The organism is Pseudomonas sp. F9001 (assembly GCF_013385435.1).
Taxonomy (GTDB): domain Bacteria; phylum Pseudomonadota; class Gammaproteobacteria; order Pseudomonadales; family Pseudomonadaceae; genus Aquipseudomonas.
In genome coordinates, this window is sequence record NZ_JACAPX010000009.1 from 53,662 (window position 1) to 67,906 (window position 14,245).

General features: G+C 62.5%; 15 protein-coding genes. 5 read left to right on the plus strand and 10 right to left on the minus strand.

Translation table 11 applies throughout. From position 1 onward, the window contains the following. Position 1 precedes the first annotated feature (1 nt). Positions 2 to 1,183: an acetyl-CoA C-acetyltransferase gene (locus HX818_RS07370; protein WP_003211627.1), complete on the plus strand. Its 1,182-nt coding sequence runs from the start codon at positions 2 to 4 to the stop codon at positions 1,181 to 1,183. 60 nt (positions 1,184 to 1,243) lie between these two features. On the opposite strand, the gene HX818_RS07375 is transcribed toward HX818_RS07370, so the two are convergent. After that, the gene (locus tag HX818_RS07375) at positions 1,244 to 1,663 is read right to left on the minus strand and encodes a PaaI family thioesterase (RefSeq protein ID WP_003211628.1); all 420 of its coding nucleotides are present in this window, start codon (positions 1,661 to 1,663) and stop codon (positions 1,244 to 1,246) included. Between the two features lie 93 nt (positions 1,664 to 1,756). Continuing rightward, on the minus strand, positions 1,757 to 2,842 hold the full coding sequence (locus tag HX818_RS07380; RefSeq protein ID WP_177019731.1) for a DUF1615 domain-containing protein: 1,086 nt from the start codon (positions 2,840 to 2,842) through the stop codon (positions 1,757 to 1,759). A 146-nt stretch (positions 2,843 to 2,988) separates the two neighbouring features. On the opposite strand from HX818_RS07380, the gene HX818_RS07385 reads away from it, so the two are divergent. Continuing rightward, on the plus strand, positions 2,989 to 3,603 hold the full coding sequence (locus tag HX818_RS07385) for a LysE family translocator (protein WP_177019732.1): 615 nt from the start codon (positions 2,989 to 2,991) through the stop codon (positions 3,601 to 3,603). 125 nt (positions 3,604 to 3,728) lie between these two features. Here the strand turns inward: HX818_RS07385 and hemB are convergent, their stop codons facing one another. From hemB to HX818_RS07400, 3 genes are all read right to left on the minus strand, one after another. Then, on the minus strand, positions 3,729 to 4,703 hold the full coding sequence (hemB, locus tag HX818_RS07390; protein ID WP_177019733.1) for a porphobilinogen synthase: 975 nt from the start codon (positions 4,701 to 4,703) through the stop codon (positions 3,729 to 3,731). A 123-nt stretch (positions 4,704 to 4,826) separates the two neighbouring features. Beyond that, entirely contained in the window at positions 4,827 to 5,669 is an 843-nt protein-coding gene (locus HX818_RS07395) for a PhzF family phenazine biosynthesis protein (RefSeq protein ID WP_177019734.1), read from the minus strand. Positions 5,670 to 5,677: 8 nt separating this feature from the next. Further along, a complete protein-coding gene (locus tag HX818_RS07400; protein WP_087694098.1) occupies positions 5,678 to 6,376 on the minus strand; it encodes a glutathione S-transferase N-terminal domain-containing protein in 699 nt (232 codons plus the stop codon). Between the two features lie 217 nt (positions 6,377 to 6,593). Between HX818_RS07400 and HX818_RS07405 the strand changes: the two genes are divergently transcribed. Beyond that, positions 6,594 to 7,295, plus strand: coding sequence for a histidine phosphatase family protein (locus HX818_RS07405; protein WP_102604857.1), 702 nt, complete (start codon positions 6,594 to 6,596; stop codon positions 7,293 to 7,295). Between the two features lie 111 nt (positions 7,296 to 7,406). Then, positions 7,407 to 8,462, plus strand: coding sequence for a permease (locus HX818_RS07410; protein WP_003211251.1), 1,056 nt, complete (start codon positions 7,407 to 7,409; stop codon positions 8,460 to 8,462). A 129-nt stretch (positions 8,463 to 8,591) separates the two neighbouring features. On the opposite strand, the gene mnmH is transcribed toward HX818_RS07410, so the two are convergent. From mnmH to HX818_RS07430, 4 genes are all read right to left on the minus strand, one after another. Beyond that, the gene (gene mnmH / locus HX818_RS07415; RefSeq protein WP_177019735.1) at positions 8,592 to 9,695 is read right to left on the minus strand and encodes a tRNA 2-selenouridine(34) synthase MnmH; all 1,104 of its coding nucleotides are present in this window, start codon (positions 9,693 to 9,695) and stop codon (positions 8,592 to 8,594) included. Continuing rightward, positions 9,695 to 10,729 carry a selenide, water dikinase SelD gene (gene selD, locus HX818_RS07420; protein WP_177019736.1) on the minus strand — a complete coding sequence of 345 codons (1,035 nt, stop codon included), beginning with the start codon at positions 10,727 to 10,729 and terminating at the stop codon, positions 9,695 to 9,697. Before selD ends, mnmH begins: the two co-directional genes overlap by 1 nt. Before the next feature lie 84 nt (positions 10,730 to 10,813). Next, on the minus strand, positions 10,814 to 11,560 hold the full coding sequence (locus HX818_RS07425) for a TerC family protein (RefSeq protein WP_177019737.1): 747 nt from the start codon (positions 11,558 to 11,560) through the stop codon (positions 10,814 to 10,816). Positions 11,561 to 11,588: 28 nt separating this feature from the next. Further along, entirely contained in the window at positions 11,589 to 11,852 is a 264-nt protein-coding gene (locus tag HX818_RS07430; protein ID WP_023658942.1) for a hypothetical protein, read from the minus strand. A 134-nt stretch (positions 11,853 to 11,986) separates the two neighbouring features. Here HX818_RS07430 and nhaR point away from each other — a divergent pair, with 134 nt between their 5' ends. Continuing rightward, positions 11,987 to 12,889 carry a transcriptional activator NhaR gene (gene nhaR / locus HX818_RS07435; protein ID WP_177019738.1) on the plus strand — a complete coding sequence of 301 codons (903 nt, stop codon included), beginning with the start codon at positions 11,987 to 11,989 and terminating at the stop codon, positions 12,887 to 12,889. Positions 12,890 to 12,893: 4 nt separating this feature from the next. Here the strand turns inward: nhaR and HX818_RS07440 are convergent, their stop codons facing one another. Next, the gene (locus tag HX818_RS07440) at positions 12,894 to 14,048 is read right to left on the minus strand and encodes an MFS transporter (protein WP_102604855.1); all 1,155 of its coding nucleotides are present in this window, start codon (positions 14,046 to 14,048) and stop codon (positions 12,894 to 12,896) included. Positions 14,049 to 14,245: the final 197 nt, after the last annotated feature.

The window sequence follows — 14,245 nt, forward strand, 5'->3', positions numbered from 1 at the left end:
CATGCAAGACGTCGTGATTGTTGCTGCCACCCGCACCGCCGTGGGCAGCTTCCAAGGTTCGCTGGCAAGCATCCCGGCCCCGGAGCTGGGGGCTGCGGTGATTCGTCGCCTGCTGGAGCAGACCGGCATCGACCCGGCACTCGTGGATGAAGTGATCCTTGGCCAGGTGCTCACCGCCGGCAGCGGCCAGAACCCGGCCCGCCAGGCCTCGATCCTCGCTGGCCTGCCCCACGCCGTGCCGGCGCTGACCCTGAACAAGGTCTGCGGCTCGGGGCTCAAGGCCCTGCACCTGGGCGCACAAGCGATCCGTTGCGGCGATGCCGAGGTAATCATCGCCGGCGGCATGGAGAACATGAGCCTGGCCCCGTACGTATTGCCGGCCGCCCGCACCGGCCTGCGCATGGGCCATGCGAAGATGATCGACAGCATGATCACCGACGGTCTGTGGGATGCGTTCAACGACTACCACATGGGCATCACCGCCGAGAACCTGGTGGACAAGTACGGCATCAGCCGTGAAGCCCAGGACGCCTTCGCCGCCGCCTCCCAGCAAAAAGCCACGGCGGCCATTGAAGCCGGGCGTTTCAGCGATGAGATCACGCCGATCCTGATTCCCCAGCGCAAGGGCGACCCGGTGGCCTTCGCCGTGGACGAACAGCCACGGGCGGGCACCACCGCCGAATCCCTGGCCAAGCTCAAGCCGGCCTTCAAGAAAGACGGCACGGTCACCGCCGGCAATGCATCCAGCCTCAACGACGGCGCGGCTGCCGTGCTGCTGATGAGCGCGGACAAAGCCAAGGCCCTGGGCCTGCCGGTACTGGCACGCATCGCCAGCTACGCCAACGCCGGCGTCGATCCCGCGATCATGGGCATTGGCCCGGTATCGGCCACCCGCCGCTGCCTGGACAAGGCCGGCTGGAGCCTGGGCGACCTGGACCTGATCGAAGCCAACGAAGCCTTTGCCGCGCAGTCACTGGCGGTGGGCAAAGAGCTGGAATGGGACGCGGCCAAGGTCAACGTCAACGGCGGCGCGATTGCCATCGGCCACCCGATTGGCGCGTCAGGCTGTCGTGTGCTGGTGACCCTGCTGCATGAAATGATCAAGCGTGACGCCAAGAAAGGCCTGGCCACCCTGTGCATCGGTGGCGGGCAAGGTGTAGCCCTGGCCCTTGAACGCAGCTGATTTCAAAGAGCAACATGGAAAAGGCCCGGTTCCACGAAAACCGGGCCTTTTCTTTATCGGTCAGTCCCGCGCCTGGGGCACCGCAAAAACCGCATTTGCCCGCACCACCACCTTCTCCCCGACCTGCACGCTGACCGTGGCAAACGCCATCTGCCGCCCGCGCTTGTGATGCTCCAGACGCACCTCGACCCACTCCCCTACCTGCACCGCGCCGAGATAGTCCAGGGTCATGCTCGCCGTGATCAACGGCAGCGGCGGCTCGCTGGAAAACGCCATGGCGTAGCCCATGCCCACATCCGCCAGGGTGGCCAGCACGCCACCGTGCACGGTGCCGCGTCCGTTGGCGTGGCGGTTGTCGGCGCGCAGGCCGATTTCCAGCTGCAAGCCTTCACCTCGGCTATACACCGGGCCAAGCAGGTCCAGGAGTGGGCTGCTGCGACGCAGCGGGGTAAAGCCTTCGGGGATGGCATGGGCAGTCATGTCAGGTTCTTCCTTGGGGACAAGGCTGGAGGTGTATCCCACCGCAGCCATCCGGACCATCAACATCAGCCCGGTAAATCCCCGGTGATAAGCCTAACGCTTCATGCAGCGCTGATAACGCTCATCCACGCGCTTGGCAAACCAGGCCGTGGTGAGGTTGCGGGTGATCTTCGGGCTTTTCAGCACGATGCCCGGCAGGATCGCCCGCGGCACCGGTTTGCCGGCGGCCTTGTCGGCCAGGGCGAACACCCGCTGGTACAGGGTAGTGTCTTCAAAATCCAGGCGCTCGCCCTGTTCCAGCTGGCTGCGGATGCTCGGGTTGCGCATGTCCAGCGCCTTGCCCAGTGAGCGCACTGCCAGCTCGGTGGTGCCTGGCAGCAACGAGCCGTAGTTGATCAAGTCGCCGTCCAGCGCCAGCGTGGTCCCCGAGACCCGGCTGACCGCTGCCTGGAATGCCGCGTTGCGGCTGGCGTACCAACCGGCGTTGAAATCGGCGAAGCGGTACAGCATCTGGTCGTAATTCACCGGGTAGCCCAGCAGATGGAGGATGCCAAAGTACATGCCGCCTCGGCGGGTAAACACTTCCCGGCGGATGCTGCCATCCACGGTGTAGGGATAATCCCGGGCCTGCTTCTGTGCGAAGTCGATGCTGACCTGCATCGGGCCTGCGGTATGCACCGGGTTGAAGCCGCCAAACAAGGTATTGCCCAAGGGCACGACGCTGATGAAGTCGTCAAAGATCCCACTCAAATCCCGCTCGGTGCGCGCAGCGTTCAAGCGCTCGGCGTAGGACTTGCCGGTGGGCGAGCGCAGTTGCAGTGCCGTGCGCACCAATACCGCCGGCACATGGACTTTAGCGGCGCGCCGCAGGATCTCGTCCTGGGCGATCTTGCCCATGTTCGGGACCGGCGGGTCGACCTGATAGGTGGACTCCTGCTCGGTCACGGCCAATACCGCGCAGATGTTCTCCGTACCAGGGTAGATTTTCTGCGTGTTGAAGGCGGTGTAGATGTCCTGGGCCCAGCCGCCACGATCCGGCACGCTGGCCGGCATCAGTCGCACGATCTGCGCTTTCACCTCGGCTTCGCTGCGTTCCGGCAGTTGCTGGGTGCGCTGGCTGGAGCAGCCGGCCAGTACCAATAAGGTGGTAAGGCACAGGATGAGGCGAGATGAACGCATGGGGCTTCCTTGGGCGACAATGGGCCAGTCTTGGCAGATATCGACCGGTAAGTCTAACCGGGGTTCGCCGACCTGCTGCTCTCGCCAAAAAAACCAGGACGTGAAAGGATCAGGCACCCGTCGTTCCTACAAGGAGTTTGAATGCCATGCTTAGCCTGAACTTCCTGATCACCTGCCTGATCGTCGTGCTCATTCCCGGCACCGGCGTGATCTTCACCGTGTCCACCGGACTGACCGCCGGCAAGCGCGCCAGTGTGTTCGCCGCGCTGGGCTGCACCGCCGGGATCGTTCCGCACTTGTTGGCCTCCGTGCTTGGGCTGTCCGCCCTGCTGCATACCAGCGCCCTGGCGTTCGAAGCCCTCAAGTATGCCGGGGCCGCCTACTTGCTGTACCTCGCCTACGCCACCTGGCGGGACCGAACGGCCTTTGCCCTGAACGACACACCGACGATTTCCAGCGCCCACAGCCTGATGGTGCGAGGCCTGTTGCTGAATATTCTGAACCCCAAGCTGACGATTTTCTTCCTGGCGTTCCTGCCGCAATTCGTCACCCCGGGCGCGGGCGCACTGGCCCTGCAAATGCTGTTGCTGAGCAGTGTATTCATGGCGATGACGTTTGCGGTGTTTGTGATTTATGGCCTGCTGGCCAATGTGTTCCGCCGCGCGGTGATCGAATCGCCACGTGTACAGAACTGGCTGCGCCGCAGTTTTGCAGCGGCGTTTGCGGGGTTGGGGCTGAACCTGGCGTTTGCCCAGCGCTAAGTTGCAAGCAGCCGCGAACAGCCTTCTTGTTGCGAGGGAGCTTTCTCCCGCTGGACTGCGCAGCAGGCCCATTTTCAGGGCCGCTGCGCGCCCCAGCGGGAGCAAGCTCCCTCGCCACAGGTTACTTAGATCCCGGCAAGTGCCAGGTCCATCGCGAAGTAGGTGAAGATCAAGTCCGCACCGGCGCGCTTGATCGAGCCCAGGGTTTCCCGCACTACGCGGGCTTCATCGATCGCACCCGCCTGGGCGCCGAACTTGATCATCGCGTACTCGCCGCTGACCTGGTACGCCGCCACCGGCAAACGCGAGGCTTCGCGGATGTCGCGGATGATGTCCAGGTACGCGCCGGCCGGCTTGACCATCAGCGCGTCCGCACCTTCCTGCTCATCCAGCAACGATTCGCGCACCGCTTCGCGGCGGTTCATCGGGTTCATCTGGTAGCTCTTGCGATCGCCCTTCAGCGCGCTGCCGCCGGCTTCGCGGAACGGGCCGTAGAGCGCCGAGGCGAACTTGGTGGAATAGGCCATGATCGGGATATGGCTGAAGCCTGCTTCATCCAGGGCCCGGCGAATGGCCTGGACCTGCCCGTCCATCGCGGCGGACGGTGCGATCACATCGGCACCGGCACGGGCGGCGGCCACAGCTTGCTTGCCAAGGTTGACCAGGGTGAGGTCGTTGTCGACTTCGGCGCCGTGCATCACGCCGCAATGGCCGTGGTCGGTGTATTCGCAGAAACAGGTATCGGACATCACGATCATTTCCGGCACCGCATCCTTGATGATCGAGGACATGCGCGACACCAGGCCACGCTCTTGCCAGGTGTCACTGCCCGAGGCGTCCAGGTGGTGGGACACACCGAAGGTCATCACCGACTTGATCCCGGCTTTCGCATAGCGTTCGATCTCGCCGGCCAGCTTCGACTCGGGAATGCGCTGCACCCCGGGCATGCTGGTGATCGGCACGAAGTCGTCGATTTCTTCTTCAACGAAGATCGGCAGCACCAGGTCATTGAGGGTGAATTCGCTTTCCTGGAACAGGCCACGCAACTCCGGGGAGCGGCGCAGGCGGCGTGGACGGGCTTCGGGGAACTGGCTGGACATTGATGCTCCTGAAAAAAGGCAGGCCAAAAATCTTTGGGGCGAAAGCTTATGCCTCGTGCACCGCAGAGCACAAACGCCAAGTGCGGAACAGTTTATTGCAGGCTTGGTAACAATTGCATTGATCTAGAGCTGTAGACGGCCTTCAATGCAAACGGCAACCGCGCCGCCGACCCAGATTTCCTCGCCGCTGTGTTCAATGCGGATTCGCCCGGCGCGGCCCATGGCGGTGCCCTGGCTGACCACATAGCGGCTGGGCGCCAACCCCTCGCCCAGCAACCACTGGGCGACACCGGCGTTCAGGCTGCCGGTGGCCGGATCTTCCGGAGCGCCGTCGCCGGCAATAAAGGCCCGCACCTCAAACTGCGCCTCATCGCCATCCCGCTCGGGGTTCCACGGGGCGATCACGCCCACGGCCAAGCCCTGCAACTGCGAATAGTCCGGCCGCAGTGCCAGTACCTGCTCGCGATCCGCCAGCATCACCGCCAGCCAGCCCGCGCCGTTATCCACCCACTGGCTGCGCAAAATCGCACCGGGCTCAAGGTCCAGGGCCCGACGCACGCGCTCGACCAATTCAGCTTCCAGCGGGCCGGAACGCAGCAACGGTGGCGCGATAAACGCCAGTTCATCGCCCTGGCGGCGGATGCGCACCAGGCCGATCTCACACTCCTGGATGATCTCCTCCCCAGCGGGTTGGCCACCGGCCAGCAACCAGGCATGGCAACTGCCCAGGGTCGGATGGCCGGCAAACGGCAATTCCTTGAGGGTCGTGAAGATCCTTACGCGGTAGTCCGCTCGTGGATCACGGGGCTTGAGCAGGAAGGTGGTTTCGCTGAGGTTGGTCCAGTTGGCGAAATCCGCCATCTGCTGGTCGTTCAGGCTGTCGGCGCCCAGCACCACGGCCAACGGGTTGCCCTTGACGGCCACGCTGCTGAAAACGTCCAGTTGTTTGAAGTCGAAAGAAGCCATGCCGGTCCTTATGCGGGGATGTTCAAGCCACGGATCACCGCCGGCCGGGCGACAAACCCGTCCAGGGCCCGCAGTACGTTCGGGAAGTCGGTAATACCCACCAGGTCGCCGGACTCATAGAAGCCGATCAGGTTGCGAACCCACGGGAAGGTGGCGATATCGGCGATGCTGTACTCGTCACCCATGATCCAGGTGCGGCCCAACAGGCGCTTTTCCAGCACGTCCAGCAAGCGGCGCGACTCGGCGACGTAGCGGTCGCGCGGGCGCTTGTCTTCGTAGGCCGCGCCGGCGAATTTGTTGAAGAACCCCACCTGGCCGAACATCGGCCCGATACCGGCCATCTGGAACATCAGCCACTGGATCGTCTCGTAACGCATCGCCGGGTCTTCGGGAAGCAATTCACCGCTCTTCTCGGCGAGATAGATCAGGATCGCGCCCGACTCGAACAGCCCCAGCGCCTGGCCGCTCGGGCCATTGGGGTCGATGATCGCCGGGATCTTGTTGTTGGGGTTCAGCGACAGGAACTCGCTGGAAAGCTGGTCCTGGGTCTCGAAACTGACCTTGTGCGCCTCGTAGGGCAGGCCGATTTCCTCGAGCATGATCGACACCTTGACCCCGTTGGGCGTGGGCAACGAATACAGCTGCAGACGCTCGGGATGCCGGGCCGGCCATTTGGCGGTGATGGGGAAGTCTGAAAGTGAGTTCATCATGGGACTCCTGATAAAAGTAGGAGAGTAGTGGTTCAGTGCCTATCGTGCATCCGTCTTAATTCAGCAACATCTGCGGGTTAATCTCCTGCACACGGCAAGGATGCCGCCCCATCTCCCCCGCGAAACGAACCAAACTGCCTTGGGGGACTCTTAAAGAGCGCCCGATGGCTGGGCTTGCTTGCCCTGAATCCCTGCACCGAGACTTAGAACCATCATGACCATCAAGCCTCTGTGCCTTGCGAAACGCTTCAAACGCTACTCCTACATCCTGCTGCCGGTATTGCTGGTGAGCGCCGCGGTCGGCCTTAGCCTGGAATCGCGGGTCAGCCGCGCCCAGCCGGTCGACGGCGTGCAAACCCTGGTGTTCCTGCGCCATGGGGAGAAACCTGCCGGGGGCCTCGGCCAACTCAACTGCCAGGGGCTTAACCGTGCGATGAACCTGGCCACCGTGCTGCCGGAAAAATTCGGCAACGCCAACTACGTGTTCGCACCCAACCCGACCCGCAATGTCGAGGAAGGCGAGAAAGACAACTCCTACAGCTACATCCGCCCGTTGATGACCATCAGCCCCAGCGCGATCAAGCTCGGGTTGCCGGTCAACATCAAGTTCTCGGCCAATGACACCAGCGCCCTCGCTGACGAACTGGTGGAAGACAAATACCACAACGCCGTCATCTACACTGCCTGGTCCCATGGGTATCTGCCGGACTTGATCAACAAGGTGGCAAGCGAGGCCGTCGGTGAAAAACATGTGATTACCGACGATTGGTCCGGCAGCGATTTCGATAGCTTGTATGTGTTGACCCTGACCTGGCACAACGGCAAGGCCTCGCTGCTCAGCCGCAACTACAAGCAAGGCCTGGACAATGGCCAGCAGACTTGCCCGGACGCAACGCAAGTCAGCGCCGATATCTGACCGCCCCCGAAGACCCGTGGCGAGGGAGCTTGCTCCCTCGCCACAGTGCTTCGGAGGCGGCCTTGTACAGCGTATGATGTTGCGCTATTGACTCACCTGCGGATCATCTACATGTCCAACCTCTCCTCCACCCAGCCTGCCCGGGGCTGGTCCTTCTGGTGGAAACCAGCGCTGTTCCTGCTGGTGGCCTGCGTCGGCCTCTACTACGTGAAATGGTCGCCCTACTACGCCAAGGCGTTTATCGCGGCAGACAACCACAGCATCGGCGCCTCGATTCTCAACGACCAGCAAAGCGCGCCACTGGCCGCCGCGCTGGCCTATGCCCAGGTGTATTTCCTGGCGATCTGGAAGGCTGCGGTGCTGGCGGTCATTCTCGGCTCATTGCTGCAAGTGCTGATCCCACGGGACTGGCTGCTGCGCCTGTTTGGCCGTGCCGGGCTGGGATCTACCCTGCGTGGCGGGCTGTTCGCCCTGCCGGGGATGATGTGCAGTTGCTGCGCCGCTCCGGTGGCGGCCGGTATGCGTCGGCAGAAAGTCTCGGTCGGCGCGGCGCTGGCGTTCTGGATTGCCAACCCGGTGCTGAACCCGGCGACACTGGTGTTCATGGGCTTTGTGCTGGGCTGGGGCTTTACCGCGCTGCGGTTGGTGGCCGGGATCGTGCTGGTGGTGGGTGTTTCGCTGGTGGCGCAACGCATCGCGCGGCCGGAGCAGGTACCGGAAGCCGCGCTCGACGCCGTGGCCCAGGCCAGCCATGCCGAAACCGAACCGTTCCTGACCCGCTGGCTGCGCACCCTGTGGCAGCTGTTCTGGAGCACGATTCCGGTGTACATCCTGGCGGTGCTGATCCTTGGCGCGGCGCGGGTCTGGCTGTTTCCCCACGTTGACGGCGCCATGGCCAACAGCCTGGTGTGGCTGGTGCCTCTGGCGATTGTCGGCACGTTGTTCGTGATCCCGACCGCCGCCGAAATCCCCATCGTGCAGACCATGATGACCCTCGGCATGGGCACCGGCCCGGCCGTGGCCTTGCTGATGACGCTGCCGAGCGTGAGCCTGCCGTCGCTGCTGATGCTGCGCAAGGATTTCGATGCGCGGGTGCTGGTGACCGTGGCCGGGCTGACGATGCTGATGGGGGTGGTGTGTGGGCTGATCGGGGCGTTTATCCTGTAGTGATCGAGTGAACTCGAGGGCCTCTTTCGCGAGCAAGCCCGCTCCCACATTCGACCGCATTCCTACAGGATAAACGCGGTCGAATGTGGGAGCGGGCTTGCTCGCGAAAGGGCCGGCAAACTCAATCAATCACGTACGCCGAGCGAGCCTGTCCCGGAAATACTCCACCACCGCCGCTTGCTCTCCCGCAAACTCGATGCGTGCGCCTTTGCTTTCCCGCTGGAACGCATACATCGGGTCGTAGTACTCACGCAGCAGCCCTTCAATCCAGCCGCGGTGCAAATCCACCGCACCGCTGCGAGCTTGCTCCGCCAACGCGTCCTGCATGATCGCGTGCAACCGCGCAAACCGCTCGCCGCCCAGGCGCTTGTGGATATTGCCCAGGCTTTGGGTCAGGCGCTCGGCAAACAGTTCCTGGCCAGTGTCGCCAAACACCGCGACAAACTCGGCGCAGAGGTCCACCACATAATCCTTCAGGATGCGCTCCACCCGGCCTTCAACGCTGTCTTCCAGCCAGACCATCGGGAAGCCCTGCATGCCTTTGTGCAGGGGCAACGGCAGCGCGCAGCTGCCGATCATGCGGCTCTCATCCTCGACCACAAACTGCTCGATACCGGCGGCGCGCTTTTTCAGCAGGTCCACCGCCAGGCGGTTTTCGAAGTCGATGTTGGAAGGTTGCGCCGTGGCGCGTTTGCCGAAGCTGGAACCGCGATGGTTGGCGTGGCCTTCCAGGTCCAGGGCGTTGTTCAACTGGCCGAGCACTTCGGTCTTGCCGGTACCGGTCATGCCACCCAACAGTACGAAGTCGCATTGCGCGGTGGCGCTTTCAACCGTGTCGAGCAGGAAAGTCCGCATGGCCTTGTAGCCACCGCCCACTCGCGGATAGTCAATACCCGCCTCGGTTTTCAACCATTGCTGGGCAATCTGCGAACGCATCCCGCCGCGAAAGCAGTACAGCAGACCATCCGGATTGGCCTGGGCAAAACGCGCCCAGTGTTCGATACGTTCGGCCTTGATCGCCCCGGACACCAGTTCGTGCCCGAGAACAATGGCCGCCTGCTGGCCTTGCTGCTTGTAACAGGTGCCCACCCGTTCGCGCTCGTCGTCGGTCATCAACGGCAGGTTGACCACCCCGGGAAACGCGCCCTTGATGAACTCGATCGGCGCGCGGGTATCCATCATCGGCCGGTCGTTGAGAAAGATATCGCGGTAATCGGTGATGTCGATGGGCATCAGAACACCTCTACCGCGTTGGTCTGTCGCTCAACCAGTTCGCCGATCGGCTCAAGGTTCAGGCCCAGCTCCGCCGCCACGGCGAGGAATTCGGCATTGCCTTCGGGGGTGACCGCCACCAGCAGCCCGCCGCTGGTTTGCGGGTCGCACAGCACGCGCTTGTGCAGTTCGTTCAGGCGCCCCAGCTTGCTGGCGTAGCTGTCGAAATTGCGCAAGGTGCCGCCGGGGACGCAGCCCTGTTCCAGATAGTACTCAACCCCGGGCAGGCGTGGGACTTTTTCGTATTCGATGCGGGCAGTTAATTGGCTGCCGTCAGCCATTTCCACCAGGTGGCCCAACAGGCCGAAACCGGTGACGTCGGTCATGGCCGCGACACCGGCCAGCTTGCCAAAACGGCTGCCGGGTTTGTTGAGGGTGCACATCCAGTCACGGGCCAGGCCCACGTCGGCCTCGCGCAGCTTGCCCTTCTTCTCGGCCGTGGTGAGGATGCCGATGCCCAGGGGTTTGGTCAGGTACAGTTGGCAACCGGCGGTGGCGGTGTCGTTGCGCTTCATGTGGCGCTTTTCCACCAGCCCGGTGACGGCCAGGCCGAAGATCGGCTCCGGGGCGTCGATGGAGTGGCCGCCGGCCAGGGGAATCCCGGCAGCGTCACACACGGAACGGCCGCCGCGAATCACTTCCCGGGCAATCTCCGGAGCCAGCACGTTGACCGGCCAGCCGAGAATCGCGATGGCCATCAACGGATCGCCGCCCATCGCATAGATATCGCTGATGGCATTGGTGGCGGCAATGCGGCCGAAGTCGAAGGGGTCATCGACGATCGGCATGAAAAAGTCGGTGGTGGACACCACGCCGCGCTCCTCGTCGATGGCGTACACCGCGGCGTCATCGCGCGAAGCGTTGCCTACCCAGAGCTTGGGGTCGAGGTTCTGTGCGCCACTGCCGGCGAGGATCACTTCCAGTACCTGAGGTGAGATCTTGCAACCGCAACCAGCACCGTGGCTGTATTGGGTCAGGCGAATCGGCTCGTTCATGGGTATCCCTCAAGGCGTCAAGTGGGCGGATTCTAGCAGACAGCAAAAGGCCGACTGCATGCAGTCGGCCTTTATGTTCAGCCCTTAGTGTTTGGCAGCAAGCCGTTTATGCCGGTTGCGTCGCATCATGTTCAGGCATTCGATAGCCGCCGAGAACGCCATGGCCGCATACACATAGCCTTTTGGCACATGGGCGCCGAAACCTTCGGCGATCAGCGTCATACCGATCATGATGAGGAAGCCCAGGGCCAACATCACGATGGTCGGGTTGTCGTTGATGAACTTGGCCAGCGGCTCGGCCGCCACCAGCATCACGATCACCGAGACCACCACGGCAATGATCATGATCGGCAAGTGCTCGGTCATGCCCACGGCGGTGATGATGCTGTCGATGGAAAACACCATGTCCAGCAGCAGGATCTGGCCAATCGCCGAGGCGAAGCCCAGGGTCACGCTCGGCGCGCCGGTGTCCACATGCTCCTTCTCGGGGTCCATGCTGTGATGGATCTCGGTGGTGGCCTTCCACACCAGGAACAGGCCACCGGCGATCAGGATCATGTCTTTCCAGGAGAACGACTGCCCCAGGATGTCGATCACCGGCTCGGTCAGCTGCACGATAAAGGCGATGGTGCTCAACAGGCCCAGACGCAGGATCAATGCCATGCTGATGCCGATGCGGCGGGCCTTGGCCCGGTGCTTCAGCGGCAACTTGTTGGTGAGAATCGAGATAAAGATCAGGTTATCGATCCCCAGCACGATCTCCATGACGATCAGGGTGGCCAGTGCGATCCACGCGGTAGGGCTGGCGGCCAGTTGTAAAAGGTATTCCATAGGTCATTCCTGGTGTTGTGTGCGGGTATCAGGTTTCTTGGGAGGTGGACTCAGGCTTGCTGTCTTCCTGTTCCGGCTTGTCCGGCTTGCCTTGCGGCGGTGCGATCAAGCCCTTGGTCGCGTCACTCAACGCCTGTTCGGCGGCCTGGTGGGTGTCGTCAATCACTTGCTTGGCCGACTCGGTGGCCTTGCCCAGCAGTTGTTGCGCGCTTTTTTCCGCTTGGTCACAGCCACTGAGCATGACTAATGAAAGCCCAAGTAACGCCGTTGCGCCCAGGGAATTGAGTTTCATGATGCGTTCCTCGTTAGAACCTTCGGGTCCAAGTAGTGGCCCCTCGATAGCGACGCATTCTATGCAGGGGAACACTTCAGGAAAATTCGTATTTTTTTCGTTTATACTTCGGTTTTCACGAAGTATTGGCCGCCATGCTCAATTACCGACAACTGCACTACTTCTGGGTCGTCGCCAAGACCGGCAGCATCGTGCGCGCCTGCGAGCAACTGAACCTCACACCGCAGACCATCAGCGGGCAGATCAGCCTGCTGGAACAGACCTTCGGCGTGGCATTGTTCCAGAAGGTCGGGCGCCAGCTGGAGCTGACCGAAGCCGGGCGCCAGGCGCTGCCCTATGCCGAGCAGATGTTCCAGCTGGGCAATGAGCTTGAAGCGATGTTGCGCACCCAGCCCAATGAGCAGCAGATCCTGTTCCGGGTTGGCGTCGCGGATGTGGTGCCCAAGTCCATCGTCTATCGGCTGATTGCGCCAACCATGGAGTTGAGCGAGCCGATCCGCATCACCTGCCGTGAAGACAAACTCGAACGCTTGCTGGCGGACCTGGCGATCCAGCGCCTGGACCTGGTGATCTCCGACAGCCCGATGCCGCCGCACCTGGACATCAAGGGCTACAGCCAGAAGCTCGGGGAATGCGGCATCAGTTTCTTCGCAACCCAGGCATTGGCTGACCAGCATCGCGGCGATTTCCCACAATGCCTGCAGGGTGCGCCGCTGTTGATTCCGGGGGCGGAGACGGTGGTGCGCAGCCGTTTGCTGCGCTGGTTTGCCGAGCAGCAGATCCAGCCTCGGATTGTCGGGGAATTTGACGACAGTGCGTTGATGCAGGCCTTTGGCCAATCCGGCAGCGGGATTTTCATCGCGCCGAGCGTGATTGCCGACGAGGTGGAACGCCAGTATGGCGTGGCGCTGATCGGCCAGACGGATGCGGTGACCGAATCGTTTTATGCAATCTCGGTGGAGCGCAAGGTCAAGCACCCCGGCATCGTGGCGATTACCGAAGGTGCCAGACGGGAGCTGTTCACTTCCATGCCCTGAAGGCTCAGGCGCAGACGGCGCGGGTCTTGGCGGTCATCAGCCACAGCGCCAGCAGGATCGACAGCAGGATAAAGCCCGCCGCGGCAAACCCGAGGCTGCCCAGGCCCAGGGTGTCGATCACGTGCCCGCCCACCAGCGCCCCCAGGCCAATCCCCAGGTTGGCCCCGGCAATGTTCAACGAGGCGGCAAACGCCGGCGCATGGGGTGCGGCCTTCATCAGTCGCACATGGCTGACCAGAAACAATGCCGCCTGGGTCACGCCCCATACCGCCATCGCCGCCGCCAACCCGATCGTGGAATGGATGGCGGGCACCAGCGCCACCATGCCGGCGATCATGAAACCGCAGAACACCATCGACGCAATCAGCGGATGACGGTCGACCATGCGCCCGCCCAAAGAGTTGCCGATCAGGCCGACCGCGCCAAACCCCATGAGGCACCAGCCCACTACCGTGCCGTCAAAACCCGCCAGGCGTTCGAGAATGTCTGCCAGGTAGGTGTAGGCGGTGAACATCCCGCTGAACACCAGGATCGACAGCAGGATATGGCCCTGCATCAGCGGGCTGCGCAAGATCTTGAACTGCGAGCGCAGGCTGACCTGGTCGTTCTTTGCCCGGGTCTTCGGCAGGTAGATAAACAGCAGCAGGGCCTTGGCGAACGCCACCACCGCAAGAATGCCAAAGGCGGTGCGCCAGCCGAACATATCGGAAATCAGCGTGCCCACCGGGATCCCGAAGACCGTGGCACACACGATGCCGAAGCCGATTTTTTCAATCGCGCGGCCGGCGAAGTCCGGCCCGACAATGTCCACCGCGGTCTCGCTGGCCAGGGCCCAGAACACCGGCAGCCCCAGCGCCGGGATCAACCGGGCCAGGGACATAACCCAGATATTCGAGGCCATCGCCGCCAGAGTGTTGGCCAGGCCGAACATGATCAGGATCGTGATAAACAGCCGCTTGCGCTCGAACCGGGCGAAATATGCGGTCAGGAACGGGCCAAACGCCGCCACGGTGAAGGCGAACAACGTCACCAGCAACCCGGCCTGGGACACGCTCACGTCGAGGTCGCGGGCGATGGAAGGCAACAGGCCGACGATGATGAACTCTGTGGTCAGCACGGTAAAACCGGCTGCCGACAACAGCAGGATCGGAAACAACATCAAAAACTCCAGAAAACAGCGACATCAACGACAGCCCGGAGGGCCCGCTGATAGAGAAGAAATAGAGGATGGGCAATGTTAACAGAATGTGTAGCGGCGTGGTGACGGAACGCCGCACCCGGATTAGACGTTTCCTACAGATGTTAGACTTCGCCCCTGCCAGATTCATGCTGCCTAGCTGCATCTATTAAAAAAAC

What these genes read in the sequence shown, in the direction of transcription:
- HX818_RS07370 (WP_003211627.1), top strand. Translation starts at nt 2, where the DNA reads ATGCAAGACGTCGTGATTGTTGCTGCCACCCGCACCGCCGTGGGCAGC.
- HX818_RS07375 (WP_003211628.1), bottom strand. Translation starts at nt 1,663, where the DNA reads ATGACTGCCCATGCCATCCCCGAAGGCTTTACCCCGCTGCGTCGCAGC.
- HX818_RS07380 (WP_177019731.1), bottom strand. Translation starts at nt 2,842, where the DNA reads ATGCGTTCATCTCGCCTCATCCTGTGCCTTACCACCTTATTGGTACTG.
- HX818_RS07385 (WP_177019732.1), top strand. Translation starts at nt 2,989, where the DNA reads ATGCTTAGCCTGAACTTCCTGATCACCTGCCTGATCGTCGTGCTCATT.
- hemB (WP_177019733.1), bottom strand. Translation starts at nt 4,703, where the DNA reads ATGTCCAGCCAGTTCCCCGAAGCCCGTCCACGCCGCCTGCGCCGCTCC.
- HX818_RS07395 (WP_177019734.1), bottom strand. Translation starts at nt 5,669, where the DNA reads ATGGCTTCTTTCGACTTCAAACAACTGGACGTTTTCAGCAGCGTGGCC.
- HX818_RS07400 (WP_087694098.1), bottom strand. Translation starts at nt 6,376, where the DNA reads ATGAACTCACTTTCAGACTTCCCCATCACCGCCAAATGGCCGGCCCGG.
- HX818_RS07405 (WP_102604857.1), top strand. Translation starts at nt 6,594, where the DNA reads ATGACCATCAAGCCTCTGTGCCTTGCGAAACGCTTCAAACGCTACTCC.
- HX818_RS07410 (WP_003211251.1), top strand. Translation starts at nt 7,407, where the DNA reads ATGTCCAACCTCTCCTCCACCCAGCCTGCCCGGGGCTGGTCCTTCTGG.
- mnmH (WP_177019735.1), bottom strand. Translation starts at nt 9,695, where the DNA reads ATGCCCATCGACATCACCGATTACCGCGATATCTTTCTCAACGACCGG.
- selD (WP_177019736.1), bottom strand. Translation starts at nt 10,729, where the DNA reads ATGAACGAGCCGATTCGCCTGACCCAATACAGCCACGGTGCTGGTTGC.
- HX818_RS07425 (WP_177019737.1), bottom strand. Translation starts at nt 11,560, where the DNA reads ATGGAATACCTTTTACAACTGGCCGCCAGCCCTACCGCGTGGATCGCA.
- HX818_RS07430 (WP_023658942.1), bottom strand. Translation starts at nt 11,852, where the DNA reads ATGAAACTCAATTCCCTGGGCGCAACGGCGTTACTTGGGCTTTCATTA.
- nhaR (WP_177019738.1), top strand. Translation starts at nt 11,987, where the DNA reads ATGCTCAATTACCGACAACTGCACTACTTCTGGGTCGTCGCCAAGACC.
- HX818_RS07440 (WP_102604855.1), bottom strand. Translation starts at nt 14,048, where the DNA reads ATGTTGTTTCCGATCCTGCTGTTGTCGGCAGCCGGTTTTACCGTGCTG.